General features: G+C 60.6%; 11 protein-coding genes. 7 read left to right on the top strand and 4 right to left on the bottom strand.

Going from position 1 to position 22,386, the window contains the following annotated elements; translation table 11 throughout:
* Positions 1 to 63: 63 nt before the first annotated feature.
* Positions 64 to 957, top strand: a complete 894-nt coding sequence (locus QEH54_RS11085; protein ID WP_309018740.1) for a TIM barrel protein — start codon at positions 64 to 66, stop codon at positions 955 to 957.
* A 192-nt stretch (positions 958 to 1,149) separates the two neighbouring features.
* On the opposite strand, the gene QEH54_RS11080 is transcribed toward QEH54_RS11085, so the two are convergent.
* Positions 1,150 to 2,073 carry a sugar phosphate isomerase/epimerase family protein gene (locus QEH54_RS11080; protein ID WP_309018739.1) on the bottom strand — a complete coding sequence of 308 codons (924 nt, stop codon included), beginning with the start codon at positions 2,071 to 2,073 and terminating at the stop codon, positions 1,150 to 1,152.
* A gap of 205 nt (positions 2,074 to 2,278) precedes the next feature.
* Here QEH54_RS11080 and QEH54_RS11075 point away from each other — a divergent pair, with 205 nt between their 5' ends.
* The 6 genes from QEH54_RS11075 to glnD all read left to right on the top strand — a co-directional run bounded on the left by QEH54_RS11075 (position 2,279) and on the right by glnD (position 17,814).
* Positions 2,279 to 5,635, top strand: a complete 3,357-nt coding sequence (locus QEH54_RS11075) for a HEAT repeat domain-containing protein (protein WP_309018738.1) — start codon at positions 2,279 to 2,281, stop codon at positions 5,633 to 5,635.
* Positions 5,636 to 5,978: 343 nt separating this feature from the next.
* Positions 5,979 to 11,945 (top strand): alpha-2-macroglobulin family protein, encoded by a 5,967-nt coding sequence (locus tag QEH54_RS11070; protein ID WP_309018737.1) that lies wholly within the window; start codon positions 5,979 to 5,981, stop codon positions 11,943 to 11,945.
* A gap of 271 nt (positions 11,946 to 12,216) precedes the next feature.
* Complete coding sequence (locus QEH54_RS11065; protein WP_309018736.1) at positions 12,217 to 12,603, top strand: GntR family transcriptional regulator; 387 nt, start codon at positions 12,217 to 12,219, stop codon at positions 12,601 to 12,603.
* Positions 12,596 to 13,504 carry an ABC transporter ATP-binding protein gene (locus QEH54_RS11060; RefSeq protein ID WP_309018735.1) on the top strand — a complete coding sequence of 303 codons (909 nt, stop codon included), beginning with the start codon at positions 12,596 to 12,598 and terminating at the stop codon, positions 13,502 to 13,504. Before QEH54_RS11065 ends, QEH54_RS11060 begins: the two co-directional genes overlap by 8 nt.
* Complete coding sequence (locus QEH54_RS11055) at positions 13,491 to 14,912, top strand: hypothetical protein (protein WP_309018734.1); 1,422 nt, start codon at positions 13,491 to 13,493, stop codon at positions 14,910 to 14,912. The genes QEH54_RS11060 and QEH54_RS11055 overlap by 14 nt, the downstream gene beginning before the upstream one ends.
* A gap of 97 nt (positions 14,913 to 15,009) precedes the next feature.
* Positions 15,010 to 17,814, top strand: coding sequence for a [protein-PII] uridylyltransferase (gene glnD / locus QEH54_RS11050; protein WP_309018733.1), 2,805 nt, complete (start codon positions 15,010 to 15,012; stop codon positions 17,812 to 17,814).
* A gap of 77 nt (positions 17,815 to 17,891) precedes the next feature.
* Here the strand turns inward: glnD and QEH54_RS11045 are convergent, their stop codons facing one another.
* From QEH54_RS11045 to rho, 3 genes are all read right to left on the bottom strand, one after another.
* Positions 17,892 to 18,974, bottom strand: a complete 1,083-nt coding sequence (locus QEH54_RS11045; RefSeq protein ID WP_309018732.1) for a type IV pilus twitching motility protein PilT — start codon at positions 18,972 to 18,974, stop codon at positions 17,892 to 17,894.
* 168 nt (positions 18,975 to 19,142) lie between these two features.
* Positions 19,143 to 20,858 carry an ATPase, T2SS/T4P/T4SS family gene (locus tag QEH54_RS11040; protein ID WP_309018731.1) on the bottom strand — a complete coding sequence of 572 codons (1,716 nt, stop codon included), beginning with the start codon at positions 20,856 to 20,858 and terminating at the stop codon, positions 19,143 to 19,145.
* A 147-nt stretch (positions 20,859 to 21,005) separates the two neighbouring features.
* The coding region (rho, locus tag QEH54_RS11035; protein WP_345785653.1) for a transcription termination factor Rho at positions 21,006 to 22,386 on the bottom strand (1,381 nt) is incomplete at its 5' end.

Below are 22,386 nucleotides of genomic sequence, written 5' to 3'. Positions count from 1 at the left end.
CCTCTTAGTGGCACCCAAGCTCTGCGATGTCCACTTTTCTCCGCACACCAAGAAGACACCCCTATGAACAACCCCATGCACCGCCGCGACGCGCTGAAGAAAGTCGCCACTGGAGCCGCCGCACTCGCAGCGACCCGAGCCTTCGCCAATCAGAACGAAACCAGCGAAGCTATGTCCATGCCCACTTCCGATCTTAAGCGAAACATCCACCACTCCGCTTGCCGCTGGTGCTACAAGGACATCGAGCTGGACGAGCTCTGCCGCCGCGGAAAGGAGGTCGGACTGGAGGCGCTGGATCTCGTAAACGTGGACGAGATTCCGACGCTGAGGGAAAACGGTCTCGACCCCTCGCTGATCTGGGGCGTCCCTGGCGGCATCGTTTCTGGGCTCAACCGGCTGGAAAACCACGACAACATCGTTTCCTTCTTCGAAACAAACATTCCGCAGGTCGCCAACGCCGGGGCCAAGCGCGTGATCTGCTTCTCGGGAAACCGCGACGGGCTGGACGACGAAGAAGGCCTGGAAAACTGCAAGATCGGCCTGCAGCGCATTACCCCGATCGCCGAAAAGCACGGCATACTAGTGGTGATGGAGCTGCTGAACTCCAAGCGCAACCACCCCGACTACCAATGCGACCATACCGCTTGGGGCGTGGAACTGGTCAAGCGCGTGGAGTCGGAGGCCTTCAAGCTGCTCTACGACATCTATCACATGCAGATCATGGACGGCGACGTCATCGCCACCATTCAGGAAAACCACCCGTACTTCGGGCACTACCACACTGGCGGCGTGCCGGGCCGTCATGAGATCGACGAGACGCAGGAGCTCTTTTATCCCGCCATCATGCGAGCGATTTTGGAAACCGGTTACGACGGCTACGTCGCTCAGGAGTTCGTGCCTAGCTGGGAGGATCCCATCGCCGCCCTCGCCCAAGGCATCCGCATCTGCGACGTGTAGCTGAAGCGTAGCTACAAGGTGGGACGCGACGTCCCCGGCGCGTTCAGAAAACCGTGCCGAACACGGTCGACGCCGCTCCCACCAACCAAGGGAGCGCCCGCAGGCCCTCGCGGGCACATGAGCCTCCCAAGCGAAATATGGCCGCCGAGCAGGTCGGCCACCACCTTCACCACTCTACCCTCGCCGCTCGCCTTACGCTCGGCCGCCGAGCATCTCGAGCAGCTTCTTGGTCTTGAGAATTCCCGTCGGCTCGTCGAGCGAGCTGCCTTCCCATTCGATGCCGATGTATCCGCGGTAGCCAGACGTCTTTACGATCTCCAGCAACCTTCCGTAGTCGAGATCGCGCTCATAGCCGTCGGGCATGAAGTTATAGGTCTTGGCGCTGACCCCTTTGGCGAAGGGCATCAGCTGTTCCGTGCCAAGATAGCGGTCGTACTGCTCGCCCGTTTCCCGATCGACCACGAAGTTTCCGAAGTCCGGCAAGGTCCCGCAGCGCGGATGGTCCACCTGCCGCATCACCGCGGACAGCCAAGCGCCGTTGCTGGAGAGGCCGCCATGGTTTTCCACGATTACGCTGATGCCGTACAAGTCGCCCATTTCGGATAGGCGGCGCAGGCCGTCCGCCGCCAGCTTGATCTGCTCGTCGAAGGTCCCCTCCGAAGCGGCATTCACGCGAATAGCGTGACAGCCGAGGGCTCGGGCCATCTCGATCCACCGGCGATGGTTCTCGATGGCTTCGCTCCGCTTGGCTTCGTCCGGATCGCCCAAACGTCCCTCCCGATCGCACATGATGAGCACGTTGCGCACGCCTTCGCCGTTGGAAACGCGTACCAGCTCGTCAACTACGGCCTGCGAAAAGCCTTCCATGTAAAACTGGTTCACGTACTCCACCGCGTTGATGCCGAATTCGTTCTTGGCGATCTGAGGGAAGCGCATCTTGTCCTTCTCGCCGTTCCAGAAGGCCTTGTTGAGCGACCACTGGGCTAGCGAAATGTCGAACCACGTGCCCTGCACGCGCTCGGCGAGCGAAGCAGTAGCGGACAGGACAGGCCGCGCGAGCAGGGAGCCAGCGGCCAAGCCGAAGGCGCCTTTCAAGAAAGTTCTACGAGAATCCATAGGTGGGGGAGCAGTGGGTTGATCGTTAGGCTTCGGGAAAGAGATTTATCATTGCATTCGCAATCCCTCGCCAAGGGTATTAACGGGATAGGTCAAAACTGACCCAGCGAACTTGGCAACCAATCCCCAGATTGCCAATACATAAGAGTCAGCTCTTCTTTGCCTCGCGCATTAGATCAGCTACAAGCCCCATCTAACACAACTTATGCTCATCCGCGCCTTACCCCTAATCGCAGCCGGCTGCGTGGTCTCGCTGGCCTTCGGCCAGAAAATGACCCTTGAACCGTCGGACCGTCTCCCCGATCCCATCATCGATGCCGCCACTGCCGAGACCGAGCTGGCCATCAACCAGCTGCGCCTTCCCGAGGGCATCGAGGCCTCCCTCTGGGCGGCCGAGCCGCTGCTGGCCAATCCGGTAGCCTTCGACTTCGACGAGCAGGGCCGCCTCTTCGTGGCGGAAACCTATCGCTACCGCACCAGCGTGCTCGATATCCGCGGCTACCTGGACATGCTGGAGGAGGACATGGCCTTCCGCACCGTGGACGATCGAGCACGAGGCATCATCGAACTCTTCGGGGAGGAGCAGGCCAAGCAGTTCGAAATCGAGAGCGAAGTGCTGCGCTTGCTGGTGGACACCGATGGCGACGGCCGCGCGGACCGCTCCACCGACTACGGAGGAAAGTTCGACTCCAGCCTCAGCGGCATCGCTTCCGGCGTGCTGGCGCGACAAGGCGACGTCTATTTCACCAACATCCCGCACCTCTGGAAACTGGAAGGCATCAGCGAGGACGGGAAAGCGCTTTCGCGCGAATCCATCCATCGCGGCTTCGGGGTGCACTTCGGCTACACCGGCCACGACTTCCATGGTTTGATCCTCGGGCCGGATGGAAAACTCTATTTCTCCATCGGCGACCGCGGCATCAACGTCACCAACCACGAAGGCGAGACCCTCGCCTACCCGGACCAAGGCGCCGTGTACCGCTGCAATCTCGACGGCTCCGAGCTGGAAATCGTGCACTGGGGCCTGCGCAACCCGCAGGAGCTGGCCTTCGACGAGCTGGGCAACCTCTTCACCGGCGACAACGACTGCGACAACGGAGACTTCGAGCGACTGGTGCACATCGTGGACGGTGGCGACTCCGGCTGGCGCATCGGCCACCAGCACGCCCCGCTGGGCGGGGCCGGCGTCTGGATGTCGGAGGGCTGGTGGAAAACGCGCTTCGATGGGCGGACCCGTTTCGCCCTGCCGCCGCTTTTCTATATCGACGACGGTCCCTCCGGCATCGCCTACCACCCCGGCACCGGACTCTCGCCCGAGTACCAAGGACACCTTTTCATCACCCACTTCAAGGGCAGCATCGCCTCCAGCGGCGTCACCAGCTACACCTTCGAGCAAGACGGGGCCACCTACAAACTTGGCGAGAAAACGGACTTCCTCGAAGGCATCCTGCCTACCGACGTGACCTTCGCCCCGGACGGGAAGTTCTACGTGCTGGACTGGGTGGACGGCTGGCCCAAGTCCAACAAGGGCCGCGTCTACGCCTTGGCCAATCCCGAAACGCTGCAGGATCCGATCATCGACGAAACGCGAAACCTCATTTCCCAGGGCATGGCCGATCGCGACTCCGAGGAGCTGGCCGATCTGCTGAGCCATCCCAACTGGAACGTGCGCCTGGAAGCCCAGCTCGAGCTCGCCTCCAGAGGCGAGGCAAACGTGCCGCTGCTCTCCCGCATCGCCGGCGACCCAAGCCGCGACCTCCACGCTCGCCTGCACGCCACCTGGGGACTGGGCGTGCTCGCGGATCGCGATTCGCCAAAAGCCGCTTCCGAAATCAGCGCTCTCGCCCACAGCGAAACCGCCGAAGTCCGCGCCCAAGCCGCTAAGCTCATCGGCGATCATCGCATCGCTGGAAACATCGATCAGCTCGTCTCCCGCCTGCAGGACGCCAGCCCGCGCGTACGTTTCTTCGCCGCCCAAAGCCTCGGCAAACTGCAAGCCGCCGACGCCGCTCCCGCCCTCGTCGAGGCCGCGCGAGAGAACGACGGGGCAGACGCCTACCTGGAGCATGCCATCGTCATGGGACTCGTCGGGGCCAACCACCGTCCTGCGCTGCAAGCTGCCATCGACGACGATTCCACCGCCGTGCGCATGGCAGCGCTGCTCGCCTTGAGACGCCTGCAGGACCCGCTTGTCGCCCGATTTCTCAAGGACCCGGACAAGGAGATCGTCCTGGAAGCTGCCCGTGCCATCAACGATCACCCCATCGAAGCCGCCTTCCCTGCGCTCGCCGCCGCGATCGAGCATCCACTCATGCAAGAGCCGGCTCTAGCCCTCCGAGTCATCAACGCCCACTTTCGTCTCGGCGACGCCGAAAACGCCCAAACCATGGCCCAGCTGGCTGCGGATGCCGACATCGACACCCGCTTTCGGCTCGAAGCCCTCGCCCAGCTCGGATCCTGGCCGGACCCGCTGCAGCGCGACCGCATCATGGGCGTGTACCGGCCACTGCCGAAACGCGACGCCCTAGTCCCCGCCAAGGCCTTGGCCACCGTCGCTCCGCAAATCCTAGGCGCAGCCCCCGGCACGGTGCAGGCCGCCTATATCGAAACCGCTTCGAAACTCGGCGTCACCGGAATCGCAGACGCCCTGTTCGCCCTAGCGCTCGATGAGGCTCAGGACGGCGCCGCTCGGGTGGCGGCGTTTGAGAGTCTGGTCCAGCAGAACGACCCTCGCATGGACCAGCTCGTCATCGCGGCCAGCGAATCAGACGCCTCCGAACTGCGCCTCGCCGCTCTGCCCCTAGTGGCCCGAAAGGCGCCTGAACAAGCCAAGCGCACGCTCGCCCTCATGAGCGAGGGCAGCGCCCAAGAGCAACGCGTCGCCTTCAAGACGCTGGCCAAGACCGAGCAACCCTTCGCCAGCGAGCTGCTAGCGAGCAGCCTGCAGCGACTCGCCCGAAACGAAGTCCCTCTCGACGCCCAGCTTGAGCTCATCGAAGCCGCCGAAAACCATCCCGCTCCAGAGGTACGAGCCGCCTACCAAGCCTACCAAGCCGCCATCGCAGCAGACCCCGATCCGCTCGCCCCCTACCGCTTCGCCCTCGAAGGCGGCTCCAGCCGACCGGAAGGCAACGACGTCTTTTTCAACAACCAGATCATGGCCTGCGTGCGCTGCCACATCGTGTACGGCCCCGGGGAAGCGGCAGGACCAAATCTCTCCGATATCGGTCTGCGCCTCGACCGCCGCGAGCTGCTGGAAGCAGTGGTCGCTCCCAACGCCACCATCGCGCACGGGTACGAAAACGTCATCCTCACGCTTGGGGACGGCAGCTCAAAATTCGGTCTCGTATCGAAGGAAGACCAGAAGACCATCACCCTCACGCTGCCCTCCGGCGAAGAAGAAACGTTCGCGAAATCCACCGTCGTCAAACGCGACTCCATGCCCTCCAGCATGCCCGCGGTGTTCGCTGACAACCTCAGCCGCCACGACCTGCGCGACGTGGTGGAATTCCTCGCCCGCCAACGCACCGACCCCAACGCCCGCGCCACCCACGGCGAATAAAGGCGGTGGCCTTACTGCAGGGCGGGGCGCCGACCCGCCATGATCCTCTCGCCCCAGCGCCGTAACCTACAACCCCAGTTTCCCCAAGCGTCTCCCACCCGGAGGCGCTTTTTTCGGCCCCAAATCCCGCGTCTCTCCAGCCCTGATCCCGAAGGGACTCTAATCGCCGCGTGCGACCTGACAGGCCAACCGCGCCCCCATCCCCGCCATACCCTTGGCAAAGCCATTTTCCTCTAAGATTTCTAAATCCAAAATCGTCTGCTAGTAGTACTACATAACAATCCATCAAACATATCCGTAGGGCGAGGCCCACGCGCCTACCTGAATAAACAAACGTCCACTCATGCGCCCCTCATTCCGAATCCTGCTCGTCTCCCTCGCCGCACTCATCACTCCGCTTGCGACCTGCTTCGCCCAGGCCGACGAAGACCTTTGGCTCCAGGTCGAAGAAGCCCGCCAAGACGGCCTCCCTCGCACCGCTATCCAGATTCTCGATACGATCATCGAGCAAGCCGAACAAAGCGGCCAAGCTGCGCAAGCCCTGCGGGCCAACCTGCAGAAGATCTCCTTGGAGATCGAGATTCAAGGAGGCGACACCACCTACGCCATCGAGCGCCTTCGAGAACGCGCCCGCGACGTACCGGAGTTCCTTCGCCCTGCAGTCAGCGCCATCACCGCTCACTTCTACTGGAGCTATTTTCAACAAAACCGCTGGAGCCTGCTCGAGCGCTCCACCGTTTCGGCGAACGACAGCGACGATATCAAAACCTGGGACCTGTCGAAACTTCTCAGCGAAATCGACCGGCATTTTTCCGCCGCCTTGGAAAACGAAGCCGTCCTGCAGAGCCTCCCAATCAGCGACTACTCCGCATTGCTGGACATGGGAAACGTGCCGCTCGCCTACCGCCCCACGCTCTACGATTTCCTGGCCCACGAAGCCCTCGCCTTTTATCAAGCCGGAGAGCAAGCGGCCATGATCGCGGAAAACGCCTTTCAGCTCAGCGAAGACGACCCACTCTTCGCCCCAGTTGAGACCTTTCTTGACTGGCAACTGCCGCCCGCCGAGGGGTATTCCCCCGAGCTCAAGGCGCTCCACCTCTACCAGAAGCTGCTGCGCTTTCATCTCGACGACGAAGATCCGACCGCCTTTTACGATGCCAACCTTTCCCGACTGATCTACGCAGGAAACATCGCCGTAAGCGACCAGGCCGACCAGGAGCTCCTCCACGCCCTGCAAGCCTTCGCCCATCAGACCGCTTCGCACGAAGTCTCCGCACGCGCTTGGGCCAAAATCGCTGAGCTGCAACTCTCCGCGGACGCCCCAGACGAAGCCCACCAAGCCGCCAGCCGAGGAGTCGCCACGTTTCCCGAGAGCATTGGAGGTCTTCGCTGCCAATTGCTGATCGACGACATCGAAGAGAAATCGCTTCGCCTGGAGAGCGAAATGGCCTGGACCACTCACGGGCCCGAACCGCTGTTTCAGGCCGTTTATCGAAACGTATCCAAACTTCACTTGCGCCTCTATCGACTAGACTTCGAAGACAACAAACCCGTCGAAAACCCCAGCGAACGCGCCCTGCTAAGCGAATGGACGGAGGAGCTTCCGCAAACCAGCGACTTCCGAGAAAACCGCTTCGATCTGCAACATCCAGAACTCCCGGAGCCGGGTCGCTACCTTGTCGCTGCGAGCGCGTATCCAGATTTCCCTGATGACTATTCGGAAACCTTTCGCTTCACCCACAGCGACCTCGCCTTGGTGCTCGAACGGCAGCCCGCGACAAATCAAATCTACGGCATCGTGGTGGACGCGGTATCGGGCGAACCGGCGCCTGACGTGAACGTGCGCGTCTGGAGCAGGGGCAACTATCAAAAGCTCATCGCGGAAAAAGGCGCCCGCAGCGACGCCGAGGGCCGTTTCCAATACAAGGCCTCAAGAGACTCCCGTCTCGTTTTTCAGGCGGAACGCGAAGGACATCTCGCCACGCAGGAGATCTATGTCGGAAGCCCATACCAGCCCAACCAACATCAGGTTCGAACCACTCTATTCACCGACCGAGCCCTCTATCGCCCGGGCCAGACCATTCACTTCAAAGGCATCTGCACCGAAAGCGATCCGCAACACGGTCGCCAGATTATCCTCCCCCGCAAAAAGGTCACCCTCGGCTTGGTCGATCTCAACGGACAGGCGATCGATCGACTCGAACTGCTCTCAAACGACTATGGCTCCTTCAGCGGCTCCTTCACCGCCCCCAGTTCGGGAGCCTTTGGAACCATGCGCCTGATCGTCCAAAAGGGTCCTCGAGGCAGCGTCGACTTTAACGTCGAGGAATACAAACGCCCCAAGTTCGAGGTCACCCTGGAGCAGCCGACGAAAGCCACCAAACTCGACGAGAACGTCCTGATCGAAGGCGACGCCAGCGCCTACACGGGTGCGGCCATCGACGGGGCGAAGGTGGTTTGGCGTGTCGAGCGTAGCGTGGAACGCCCGCTCTGGTGCTGGTGGTGGCAGCCTCCGGAAACCAAGGCCATCGCCCACGGTCAAAGCGTCACCGACGCTCAAGGACGCTTTCAAATCGAGTTTGTGGCCGAGCCCGATCTCGACGCGCCCCGCGAAAACGAGCCTCGCTTCGCCTTCACCATCCACGCGGATGTCACCGACAACAGCGGCGAAACACGCAGCGCTCAGGCTGTCACGCTTTCCGGATACACCGCCATGAAAGCGAGCATTTCCACAGAGGAGGAATTGACCACCGAGCGACCGGTCGCATTCACTCTCACTACCGAAACTCTCGACGGCTCCCCGCTGAGCGCCAAAGGGCGCCTTCGCATTCACCGCCTAGAAGAGCCGGAAAGCGTTCACCGCGCCCCTTGGGGCAGCCATCGCCCACAGGGCCCTTACGCTTGGAAGGATTCCCAGCCCGCCGATCGTCCTCCCTACGACGCCAGCAATCCCGAAACCTGGCCGCTCGGCAAGCAGGTTCGCAATAAGAGCTTTCGCACCAACGCGTCCGGCATTGCCGAACTCCCTTTCCCCCTCGAAGCCGGCATCTATCGAGCCGCTCTCGAAAGCAAAGACGCCTTTGGCAATCCGGTCACCGCGAGCAAGACCTTCACCGTTATCGATCCCCATAGCGATCGTTTTCCGTATAAGATTCCCCACTACCTTTCGGTACGATCGAACACGCTCGAACCCGGCCAGACCTTCTCCGCCCTCTGGGGCACAGGCTACCCGAGCGGTCGAGCCTACGTGGAGTTCACCGCCGACGACGAGACACTTGTCGCATATTGGACCGAAGCGGGAAATACGCAGCAGCGTATCGAATTTCCGGTGACAGATGAGCTGCGGGGCGGTTTCACCCTAAGCCTTACCTTCGTGCGCGACAACCGAGCCTACCTTGTTCAAGAGCAGATTAACGTTCCTTGGAGCAACAAGCGCCTGCAGATCGACTGGGAAAGCTTTCGCAGCAAACTCGAACCCGGGCAGCGGGAAACCTGGACGGCCACCATCACCGGACCGGAATCGGAACTGGCTGCCGCAGAAATGCTGGCTTGTCTTTACGACGCCTCCCTGGACCAGTTCCGCTCGCACTCATGGACTCAGTCCATCGCGACCTATCGTCAGGAAAACAACTACCGCTTCCGTCGCTTCAACAATTTCCCTCACCAGTACCATCTGAACTTCCCTAGAGAGTACAAGAATTTGGATACAAGCTGGAACTACCCATCCTTTCCGATTCCCACGATGATGCCAGGCCTTGAGGAAATCTATGAACTTTCCCCTTTCAGCGTAGCCGATGTGGACCATGAGGGATATCGCGCCGTATCGACGCTCGCCGGATCACGAATGAAAACACGGCTTGCCGACCACGGCTCCGCCATATCCGTGACGACGATACAAACCATGCAGGATACGGGCGCCACGGGAAACGAAGCCCTCCTTTCCTACACCGCGAATACCGAAGTCGGCGGAGCCGCCCCGCCTCCGCCCGCCCTCGACCAAGTCCAATCCCGCGCCAATCTCGCCGAGACCGCCTTCTTCTTCCCGCACCTGCTTTCCGATGAAGACGGGGTCGTGAAGATCCAGTTCACCTTGCCCGACACCTTGACCCGCTGGCGTTTCATGGGGCTGGCTCACGACAAGGACACCCGTGTGGGCTTCCTCAGCGATTCCGCCGTCACCGCCAAGGACCTCATGGTGCAGCCCAATCCGCCACGCTTTCTCCGAGAGGGCGACGAGGTGGAGTTCACGGTAAAGGTCACCAACCTTTCCGACGATGCCCAGTCCGGCCAGCTGCGCCTCACCTTCGCCGAAGCAGCTTCCCTCCAAGACGTGAGCGACGAGCTGGGCATCCGCCAGACCGAACAAGCCTTCGACGTACCAGCTAAGGCATCGCGCTCCTACTCTTGGCGCCTCAAGACGCCTGATGGAGCCCGAGTGCTGAGCTACAAGGTGGTGGGAGCTTCCGACAGTCTCAGCGATGGAGAGGAGGGTTACCTTCCTGTACTCAGTCGACGAATACTGGTCACCGAATCGCTACCGCTTCCCATACGCGGAAACGGCGAAAAGGTTTTTCGTTTCGAGAAACTCCTCGAATCCGAAAACTCCGACTCCTTGGTCCACCAAAGCCTGAACGTGCAGATGGTCTCCCAACCGATCTGGTACGCGGTCCAGTCTCTGCCCTATCTCATGGAGTACGCCTACGAGTGCAACGAACAGCTTTTCAATCGCTACTACGCCAATGCCCTCGCCGCTCATATCGCGCGTTCCGACCCTAAGGTTCGCCGCATCTTCGACCTCTGGAAAAACACCTCGGCCCTCGATAGTCCGCTAGAGAAAAACCAGGAACTCAAATCGATGCTCATCGAAGAAACGCCTTGGCTGCGCGACGCCAAAAGCGAGAGCCAAGCCAAACGACGCCTCGGCATTCTCTTCGACGAGAACCGGCTCCAATCCGAAGCGACCCAGGCCTTGCGAAAGCTGGAGCAACGTCGCCACGACGATAGCAGTCTTTGGTCATGGTTTTCCGGATACTGGACTGATCACTACATAAGCCTCTACATCACCACCGGATTCGGACGCCTGCGCCACCTTGGAGTCGAAACCGATATGCAGCTCGCCCTCGACGCGCTTCCGGCTTTGGACGATTGGATAAAAGACCGCTACCAAGACGTCCAGAAACTCGATAGTCCTCAGGCCTACGCGCCCGCTCCCCTGGAATGCCTCTACCTCTACGGACGTAGCTTCTTCCTCGCCGATCGCCCCATCTCCGAATCGCATCGCGAAGCGGTGGATTTCTTCATCGAGCAGGCGAAGGCGCGCTGGCTCGACGTTTCCTCCCGCCAAAATCAGGCTCAGCTGGCCCTCGCTCTGCAGCGTTTCGGCGAGGGTAAAACCGCTATCGACATCGTGCGATCACTCAACGAACGCAGCCTCAAGTCGGAAGAGATGGGCATGTATTGGTCTGGCAATGACAGAAGCTGGTGGTGGCATCAGGCTCCTATCGAAACCCAAGCCCTCATGATCGAGGCCTTCGACGAAGTGGCCCAAGACGCTCAAGCAGTGGAAGACCTGAAGGTCTGGCTGATCAAGCAAAAGCAAACCAACAGCTGGAAAACGACCAAAGGCACCGCCGACGCCATCTACGCCCTGCTCCTGCGCGGCGACGATCTTCTGTCCTCGGACGAGCTGGTCTCCGTCACCCTAGGGAGTTACGAAGTGAAGCCGGAAAACGTGGAAGCCGGCACCGGCTTCTATCAGAAGACGTTTACCCCCGGTGAGATCGAGCCCGCCATGGGGCAGATCACCGTCTCCAAGCCCGACCAAGGCGTGAGCTGGGGCAGCCTTCACTGGCAGTACCTCGAAGACATGGAGAATATCACTGCCCATACCGCCACCCCGCTCACCCTAGAGAAACAGCTGTTCGTCAAGGAAACCACCGCTCAAGGTCCCGTGCTAAAAGCGGTCGACGGCCCCGTCTCCGTCGGCGATGAACTGGTCGTTCGCCTTATCCTGCGCAGCGACCGCGACATGGAATACCTGCACCTAAAAGACCAGCGCGGCAGCGGCACCGAGCCGGTCGACGTGATCAGCCAGCAACGCTACCAAGACGGCCTAGGCTATTTCCAAAGCACCCGCGACACCGCCAGCCACTTCTTCATCGATCAACTCGACGCCGGAACCTACGTCTTCGAGTACTCGACCCGCGTCCAACTCAAAGGCCGCTACCAGACCGGTATCGCCGAGATCCAGTGCATGTACGCGCCCGAGTTCAACAGCCACTCGGAAAGCATCGCCATCGAAGTCGACTAGGAGCCCGACGCCCCCCCCACCTGTAGGGCGGGGCGCTGACCCGCCACCAGCTTGTCCCTCTTGCAGGGCGGGGCGCCGACCCGCCATCAGCTTGTCCCACCTGTAGGGCGGGGCGCTGACCCGCCATCGACCTCGCGCCTCAGCGCGGCGAGCTACAGCTTCAGCGCCCGCCGAGACGTCGGGCGCCACCCGAAACCCGTCACCGGAAACCCGGCATCCAATTCTTCCTTGACCAAGTGCATTACCAAACTAATACACTTATACACATAAGATGCTGATCCGAATCGAACACCACAGCGGCGTTCCCGCCTACCGGCAGCTGATCGAGCAGATCAAGCGGCAGATCGCGCTCGATCATCTGAAGCCGGGCGACGAGCTTCCGTCCACCCGGGCGCTTTCGGCTCAGATCGGTCTGAATCCGATGACCATCAGCAAAGCCTACAACCTGCTGGAGCGCGACGGCGCCCTGCTGCGTCAGCGCGGCAAACCGCTCGTGGTGGCTCCGCAGCTAGACGCCTCCCCCAAGCAAACCGTGGAGGACGCCATGAAAAACGCCCTACGCGACGCCGCTGCTCTCGCCCATCAGCTGGGCGTTTCCCAAGCCGACGCCGTTAAGATCTTCAAAGCCCTGCTGAAACAAAACAAATCCCATGACTAGCCCTCTCGAAATCAACCAGCTCACCAAACGCTTCGACCTGAAGGTCGCCCTCGACGAGATCACCACCGCTTGCAAGCCTGGCAGCATCGTGGGCCTGCTCGGCCCCAACGGCTCCGGAAAAACCACCCTGCTCAGAAGCGTCGTCGGGCTAGTCCTGCCCAGCTCCGGCTCCATCCGCACCCTAGGCGTCCCAGCTGACGCGATCGGGAGCGAGGCGCTTTCGCAAATCGGATTCGTGCAACAGGAAAGCGATTTCCTGGACTGGCTGACGGTGGACGAGCACCTGCGCTACATCGCCTCGTATTATAAAAACTGGGACAGGCAGCGGGAAACGGAACTGGTCGAGGCCTTCCACCTCGATCGGGAAGCGAAGGTCGCGACCCTCTCGACGGGAGATCGCCAGAAGCTCGCCATCGCCTTGGCAGTCTGCCACCACCCGAAGCTGCTGCTGCTCGACGAGCCGGCAAGCGCTCTGGATCCCGAATCGCGCGCGAACCTGCTGCGCTTCCTCCTGAGCATCGCCAGCACCGAGGAGAGCTCCATCATCATCTCGTCCCACATTCTAGTCGACGTGGAAAAAGTCATCGACCACGTCTGGTTCCTTAAGTCCGGCCAGCTCATCGCCGACTCCGATCTCGACGAACTGAAGGAGCGCTACGCCGAGTGGACCGTATCCGCCGCCCCAGGACAAGCTCTCCCCGAGCGCTTCGAGGAGGCCTACGTTCTTCAACAGCATGGGGATTTCTCCCAACGCGTCCTGCTCGTGCGCGATCCCGAAACCCATCGCTCCGCATTCGAAACGTCCCATGGGCTGGAGATCCGCGAACGGTCGCTCAACCTCGAAGCGATTTACCCTCTGCTCAGTTCAACCTCAAACGCGCCTCGCCATGCTACTGTCTAGTCGACTAAAGCTGTTCAAGCAACCGACGCTGGCAATCGGCTTCTTCGGGTATTTCTTCGTTCCAAGCATCAGCTTCTTCACAGATCCACAAACCGGATACGGGACGATTTTCATTCTTTGCGGCATCGTGTTCGCCATTTGCATGATGCTTTCCCAAACCCAGATCGCGATCAGAGCGCGGGCCTGCTACCCCGTGCTGCCACCGCGCCGCCACAGTCTGTTGGGCGACACCCTTGCGACCATCGCCTTGGGTGCCGCATGCACGGGGCTCGCCTTTCGATTGGGGATGGAAGGTCACGCATTGCCACTGCTTTACGCGTCCCTGTTCAATCTCGCCTGGCTCCTCACCCAAGCCCGCAGCTCGCGCCCCAAGTTCGTGGTGACCGGTTTTCACATCGCCCTGGTGGTCGCCCTGCTGGCTAGCGCTCCCTTCAAGACACAGCTTATCGAATTCGCGGATCAGGTTACCTTGTCTGGCTTGGTGGCCGCGGCGCTGCTGCCTATCGGAGCGACGCTGATCATGGATCCAGTCGTTATCAAAAACTGGATACGGCTGCATCGCGCTGGCCTACCGCCCGTCTATTCGAATGATACCAAGAAGCTCGCAGAGGTCATGCATTCCAGAAAGAACCGGTGGAGCCCGAAGCAACGGATTTTTCCAGCCGCTCAGGATTCCGTGCAGCAAAGGATCCGAAACACCTACGAGGCCTCGACTGGCTTTCCCCGCGCCATGCGGCGCCCCGGGCGCTTGACCTTGATCTACATCCTGGGATTTCTCGCCTCCTACCTCGCCCTCTACGCGACCTCGACCGCGATGTCCAGCGACCTGCAGGAACCCCTGAAAGCATTCAACTCCATCGGATTCATCGCCATGATCGTTCCCATGATCGGTCTCGCCACCTACACGCCAGCCGAGCTGTCCGTCTTTCTGACGCGCTTGGGACGGGCCGAATGCTTTCGTTTCACCGAAAAACTGATCCTTCGCTCCGCCACTTGCCTAAGCCTCGCCTTGCTGGTTTTCTTTCCCGCCCTGCAGTTTGCGGTCCACTACCGCATGGGCTCTCTCTTCACCTGGTTCGACTTTCACACCGCCCTGCTCGGCCTCGCCCTCACCCTGGTGGTGCTGGCGCCTGCGGCGATCTGGCAGTTCAGCGTTCTCCAGCTCAAGCACAACCAGACCGCCCCTTTGAGCGGCGCGCGGCTGGCCATCATGCTGGCCGTCGCTATCCCCATGGCGTTCTGGTTCGGCTTCAGCTCCATCGCCTTCACGCATCTCGCTCAGGAGAAGCCCGACACCGTCCCGCTCTATCTCGCCATCGAAGCGGCGGCGCTCATCGCCACAGCCGCCTTCAGCTGGCTCTGGCTGGTGCCGCGATCCCGAAAGCGCTTCCTGCGAAAGGACCTCTAGGGAGTTCGCCTAGCTTGGCTGTTGACCCGTCCGGCCTCTTGCATCTTTCTCGCAGTCGAAACCGCGCCCCCTCCACCGGGCGCGATCCTTTTCGACGATGATCCAAGCCTTTGAGAAGAGATTGAAAAGCGAAGTCGCCAGCCAGCTGAACTTCGCAAACGACACAACGCCCGCCAAGAAGCTCGCCGCCCTGAAGAGCTTCCTCAAGTCGGAGACGGCTGTCATCAAGGAGGAGCATCGCAACGGCGGCACCGGCTTGGACATTTCCAAAGCCCGCTCGCTGATGATCGATTCCCTCATCATCGCCCTGGCTGACCCGGCCATCGAAAAGGCACAGGAAGCCACCGTGGACAACGAGATCGCCGTATCCGTCATCGCCCTCGGCGGCTACGGACGCGAAGAGCTCTGCCCGCTGAGCGACATCGACATCATGTTCCTCTACCCGCCCAACACGGCCAAGAAGGATCTCGATACCGCCCAGGAGATCCTGGTGCGCGAAGTGCTCTACCCGCTTTGGGACGCCGGGTTGAAAGTGGGCCACTCCACGCGAACCATCGACGAGGCCTTCTCCGAGGCCAAAGCCGACATCCAAACCAAGACCGCCCTGCTGGAGGCGCGTCTGATCACTGGCTCCAAGCCGCTTTTCGAGGGCTTCCAATCCTCCTACACCCTGTTCTACCGCAAGGAGAAACCGAAGGAGTACATCAAGGAGCGCCTCGACGACCAGCGCAGCCGACGAGCAAAGTTCGGCGGCAGCGTCTTCATGCAGGAGCCGGACATCAAAAGCGGCGTCGGCGGTCTACGCGACTACCACAATACCCTCTGGATGGCTCGCGTGCGGCTCAACCTCACTACAGTGGAGGGCCTCTCCGAGCTGAACTATCTCAGCAAGCAGGAGCTCGCCGAATTCAAGGAGGCCTACGACTACCTGCTGCGCGTGCGCAACGAGCTGCACTTTCGAATCAAGCGCCCCAGCGATCTGCTTTCCCTCGAAGCCCAGCCAAAGGTGGCGCGCCGCCTCGGCTACACCCAACGCGATATCCTGAAACGGGTGGAAGCCTTCATGCGCGACTACTATCAACGCGCCCAGACCATCTACCGGATCTCCAAGAACGTCGAAAAGCGACTGGCCCTCTCCAACGAGGAGAGCAGCAAGAAAAGCGCCCTCGAATCGGTGAAGTCCTTCCTCATGGCCCGGCGAAAGGAACGCATCAAGAACGTCGACGGTTTCGTGATTCGGGGCAAGCTGATCACCACCGAGAACCCCGCGGTTTTCGAAGAGGAGCCCGCCCGACTGATACGTGTCTTCCGCCACAAACAGCAGAACAACGTCGAGCTAGATTTTGAGCTGAGCGCTCTAATTCGAGCATCGCTCGAGAAAATCGACGACGGCGTGCGGCAGTCCCCGGACGCAAATCTCAGCTTCCGCACCATCCTGCAGGAGACCGGCAACGTCTACCCCACGCTCTCCGAAATGCACGAGCTCGGCGTGCTCGGAGCCTTCGTTCCCGAATGGGGAAGACTCACCTGCCTGGTGCAGCACGAGTACTACCATCGCTACACCGCGGATGTGCATACGCTTCATACCATTAGGGAACTCGATGAAATATTTTCCAACCCGGACCGCATGTATCGCAACTACCGCGAAGCCTTGCACGAACTCCGGCTGCCCAACCTGATCTACCTGATCCTCCTGCTCCACGACATCGGCAAGGGGATCGCCATCCGGGACCATGCGGAAACCGGCGTGGAACTGGCCGAGCCCATTCTCGATCGCCTGCAGATCGACGAGGAAAATCGAGGGCTGGTCCGCTTTATTATCAAAAATCACCTGCAGATGGCGCGATTTTGGCAACGGTTCGACATCGATGACCCTGAAGCCGCAAAAGCCTTCGCCAAACAAGTCGAGACTCCCGAACGACTTAGACTGCTGTACGTGCACACGTTCTGCGATGCGAGGGGGACGGCCAAGGGCCTCTGGAATCAGTACAAGGACACGCTCCACACCACTTTATACCGGCGCAGTTTGGATGTGTTCGCAGCCGAGGGCCGCCTCGAGGAGAAGCACGAGGAGCATCGCAACATGACGCAGAAGGAATTGCTCGCGCTCAGCATCGAAGGTGTCGGCAAGGAGGAGATCAACGCCCACTTCAGCCTGCTCCCAGATCGCTACTTCATCAACACCTCCCAGCAGGAGATCATCAAACACATCCAGATGATCAACCAGCTGCTGCAGGAGATCAATACCGCGGAATCCGTCGGAGCCCTCGCCCCAGTCATCGATTGGTACCACGACATCAATCGAAGCCTCACGGTGGTGAACATCATCACCTGGGACCGAGCCGGACTCTTCCACAAGCTGGCCGGAGCCCTCAACATCGCGGGCTTCAACATCCTCAGCGCCAAGGCCATTTCACGAGACGACCACATCGCGATCGACACCTTCTACGTGACCGAAAGCGGCCGCGGAAACGCCAGCTCCGACCAGGCCCAGAAGATTTTCGCCGACGCCGTGAGCGACGCTCTGGTCTCCAACAAAGACCTGTATCCACGCATCCAGGACATCATGCGCAGGGAGGCGGCCGACCTATTCAAGCGCGACGAGAATCCTCTGGCGGAAAGCTTCGAGCCGCGGGTCGACGTCTATCACGAGCTCTCTCTGCAGCGCACCATTCTGGAAGTACAGGCCACCGACCACTTGGGCCTTCTCTACCAGATCTCCTACGCGATCTACAAGCACGGCTTCGACATCACCTTCGCCCGCATCAATACCGAGCGCGGCATCGCCATCGATACCCTCTACCTTAGCAACGTGGACCCGAATACCGAGACCGATGGGGAAAAGCTGATGGAGCTTCGCGACAGCCTGAGCAACACCCTCGCAAAGGACATCGCTCTCTAGCCCAAAAACCAAAAAAAAAGCTCGACCCAAAGCGAGTCGAGCCAGTCGAAAGCGAGAACGCGAGCCGCAGGAGGTTTTCAGGAATCCTCCAGCTCGGCTCCCAGATCGATGAGACGCTTGCGCATGTCCTCCGGCTCCTGAGATTTCTCGAAGCACTCGCGAGCTGTGATCAAGCCGCGATTGTACAAGCTCAGCAGGTGCGTATCCATAGTTATCATACCAAGCGCAGCTCCGGTCTGGATGTCGGAGTTGATGCGGTAGGTCTTGTTGTCGCGAATCAAGGCGCTGATCGAGGTGGTGGTCACCATGATCTCCAGCCCCGCGACACGGCCGCCACCGATCTTCTTGCAAAGCACCTGCGAGATGACGCCTACCACCGAAGACGCCAGCTGAGTGCGGATCATCTCCTTCATGTTCGCCGGAAACGCGTCCACGATTCGGTCGATGGTCTTGGCGGCGCTGTTGGTATGCAAGGTGCCGAAAACCAAATGTCCCGTTTCCGCGGCGCTGATAGCCGCCTCGATGGTCTCGAGGTCGCGCATTTCGCCCACTAGGATCACGTCCGGGTCCTGACGCAGGGCCCGGCGGATCGCTTCGGAAAAGGTGGTCACATCCACCCCGACCTCACGCTGCGTCACGATGCATTTCTTGTGATCGTGGTAGTATTCGATCGGATCCTCGATGGTGATGATGTGCCCGCTGCGGCGCTCGTTGATGTAGTTGATCATGGAGGCCAGCGTGGTGCTCTTGCCTGAACCGGTCGGCCCGGTGACCAGCACCAGCCCGCGCGGACGGTACAGCAAGTCGCGAATCTTGTCCGGGATCCCGATCTGATCGAGAGCGAAAAAATCGTTGGGAATCTGGCGAAGCACCAGGCCATAGGAGCCCTTCGCCTTCAGCACGCTCACGCGAAAACGGGACTTGTCGCGGAACGCGAAACCGAAGTCGGCGCTGCCCTCCATCTTGAGCGACTGGATGTAGGACTCGGGAGTGATGGACTGCATCAAGCGCTCGGTGTCGCTCGGAGTCAGATCCGGTCCGTCCACGGAAACCATTTCCCCATGCAGACGCAGCGTGGGTGGTCGTCCGACTTGAATGTGAAGGTCGGATGCGTCCTCTTCGAAGACCAGATCCAGCAGTTCATCCATTTCGTAGCTCATATAGCTGCTTTATCGTCCAAATGAGGCTCCACCTGAGCTCCGCAGCGACACGAATCTCCCCTACGCGTCCATGCGTACCACCCGCCCCTGTCGGCTAGCCGGGCAAGGCCGATGGCCGATTCTTCCTCTCAGATCGTCAGGACGCGGCGGCTGCTCAAGCGACTCGAACTAGACCCCCAGCGGCTCCGCCACGGTGACCGAAAGCACTTCCTCGATCGTGGTCATGCCCGCCATGACCTTGCGCACGCCATCCTCCCGCATGGTGCGCATGCCGAGCTGGCGGGAGAGCGAGCGCAGCTGGCTGGTGGCGCCACCGGTGTAGATCAGCCGTTCCACTTCCTCGTTGACTCGAAAGAGCTCGAATACCCCGAAGCGCCCTCGAAACCCCAGCCCATGGCACTCCGGGCAACCGCGGCCGCGCATGAAGGTAGAATTCGCCGCAGTGGTGGCGTCCAGTCCGATCGCCGCCAGCTCGCGCAGGCTCGGCTCGTACCGTTCGCGACAGGCCGGACAGCTCCGTCTTACCAGACGCTGAGCCAAAGCCGCTCGCAGAGAGGTCGCCACCAAGTACGGCTTTACCCCGATGTCCACTAGACGCGTCACCGCGGAAGGGGCGTCGTTGGTGTGCAGCGTGCTAAAAACCATGTGACCCGTCAGCGAGGCGTTGATAGCGATCTCCGCCGTCTCGCGATCGCGAATCTCCCCCACCATGATGATGTTAGGCGCCTGGCGAAGCATGGCCTTCAACGCCGCCGCGAAACTCATGCCGATCTCCTTCTTCACCGGCACCTGGTTGATCCCGTTGAGCTGATACTCGATCGGATCCTCCACCGTGATGATCTTGCGGTCGGGCTTGTTGAGAAAGTGAAGGCAGCTGTAGAGCGTGGTGGTCTTGCCCGAACCTGTAGGGCCGGTGACCAGCAAAATGCCGTCCGGCAGGGTGATCAATCGCTCGAAGTCCTCCTGATCGTCGGGCAGGAAGCCGAGCTCCGGCATGCCCATCATCAAGCTGGTCTTGTCGAGGATGCGCATCACGATGCTCTCCCCGTAGGTGGTCGGCAGGGAGGAAACGCGCAGATCGTACTCCTCGCCCTCCACCCGGACCTGAATGCGACCGTCCTGCGGCAATCGTTTCTCCGCAATGCTCATCTTCGCCATCACCTTGATGCGGGAAATCACCGGCAGCTGAAGGTGACGCGGCGGCGGATTGGGCACCTCCTGCAAAATGCCGTCCACGCGGTAGCGCACCCGAAAACGCGCTTCCAGAGGTTCCAGGTGGATATCGGAAGCTCGCATGCGGATGGCCTCCGAGATCAGCACCTGCACCAAGCGAATGATCGGAGCGTCGTCCTCGCCCTTGAGCGAGCTCTTGATCTCCACCGATCGCTTGGCCAGAGAAACCTCTTCCACGAGCCGACGCTCCTCTCGGCTGAGGCGCGCTGCGGCGCCCTCATGCGGGGCGAGGTAGGAGGCGTCGATGGCGATTTCCACATCCTCCTCCGATGCAAGGCAGGGCTCGACCTGCAGTCCGAGCAAATGGGAGAGCACGTCCAGCTCCATCAAGGGATCGGAAACGGCGACCCGCAGGCGATTGCGGTTCTTCGCCAAGGGAAACACCTTGAACCGCCTGGCCAGCTCCTCGTCCAAAAGCTCCTTGGGATTCTGCGGCCAATTCGCGGTCGACAAATCGATGGAGTCGATCGCGAACTCCTCCGCCACCGCTCGCAAAACGGATTTGCGATCCACGTAGCCCTTGGTCGAAAGCGCCTCCAGCACGTCCTCGTCGCTCTCCGTCTCCAAGGAATCCCGCAAGAGCTGAAGTTGCTCGCTGGATACAAGTCCACGGGATTCGACGATCTGTAGGATGAGAGTTGCGTCCGCCATTGGCCTGAACATAAAAGCCCAGCTCGAGCACCTTATCCAGCCTTAAAAACCGGCGCCCATTCAGGCTGAATCGAGACAAGCGAACGGCCGCCTCCCAGAGAGGAAGCGGCCGTGAAAAAACAATACCGTTGCGACAAGCGCAGATCGCTACTTGAGCGACATCAGGAACTCCACGTTGTTCTTGGTGACCTTGAGGCGCTTGATAAGCATCTCCATGGCTTCCACGCCTGGCACGCCCTGCATCACGCGACGCAGACTGTAGACCTTTTCCATCTCCTGCGGGTGGTAGAGCAGCTCCTCCTTTCGGGTGCCGCTGCGCTCGAAATTGATGGCGGGGAAGATACGCTTGTTGATCAAGTCGCGATCGAGGTGGATCTCCATGTTGCCAGTGCCCTTGAACTCTTCGAAAATGACTTCGTCCATCTTGCTGCCTGTATCCACTAGAGCAGTACCCATGATGGTCAGGCTGCCGCCTTCCTCGATATTGCGTGCGGAGCCGAAGAATCGTTTCGGCTTCTGCAAGGCGGTGGCTTCGATACCGCCCGACATGATCTTGCCGCTGTTGCTCGCCAATGCGTTGTATGCGCGAGCGAGACGGGTGATGGAGTCGAGAAGAATGATCACCTTCTTGCCCTGTTCCACCATGCGTCGGGCTTTTTCAACTACCATTTCGGCCGCGTGGACGTGGCTGGTCGGCGTTTCGTCGAAGGTGGAGCTCACCACCTCGCCGTTCACGCGGCGCTTGAAATCGGTCACTTCTTCCGGTCGCTCGTCAATGAGCAGGACAATCAGGTGCGCGTCCGGCCAGTTCTCCTGGATGGAGTTGGCCAGTCCCTGCAGCAGCACAGTCTTGCCGGTGCGCGGCGGCGCTACGATCAGCCCGCGCTGGCCAAATCCGATCGGCGTCAGCAGGTCGAAGGCGCGCATGGAAACGTCCTTCTTGTTGTTGGAGGGCATGGGCGTCTCCAGCACCAAACGCTCCGTGGGATAGTACGGGATGAGGTCTTCGAAGGGCGTCACGTTGGCCATTTCCTCCGGCTTGCTACCCATCGCCGAAACGATGCGCAAGGCCACCGGACAGCGCATGTTTTCTTCTGGGGCTACCGCGATCACCTCGACTTCGTGGCCACGCTTCAAGCTGTACTCCTTGATCAGGCTGGCCGGCACGTAGACGCTCTCCGGCTTGAGCTGGTAGTTGCTCGCTGGATGCACCACGAAACCGTAGCCATCGTCAGTCGTATCCAAGAATCCGATATCCTTGAAAAGGCGCTTGTTTTCGCGGCAGTGCTTGAAGAGCGCTTCGAGGGCGGTCTTGCGGCCGGGCTTGGGCTCGAGCTCCGCCCCGAGCGCTCGAACTTCGGAAGCCAGCGGCTCGACTTTCATCTCGAAAAGCTGCGTCAGATCGACGGTGTTTTCGGTGTCGAGATCGGCCAAGGCCGCTTCGCAGGCGTCCTTGCTGGGGAACTGGTCCGCCTTGGGCAGATCACCTTCGATGTAATCGTTTTCCGACGGGGGTGGCGGCTGGCGC

It is taken from the genome of Pelagicoccus sp. SDUM812003, assembly GCF_031127815.1.
In the GTDB taxonomy this organism is placed as follows: Bacteria; Verrucomicrobiota; Verrucomicrobiia; order Opitutales; family Opitutaceae; genus Pelagicoccus.
This window is presented reverse-complemented; position numbering and strand designations above follow the sequence as displayed.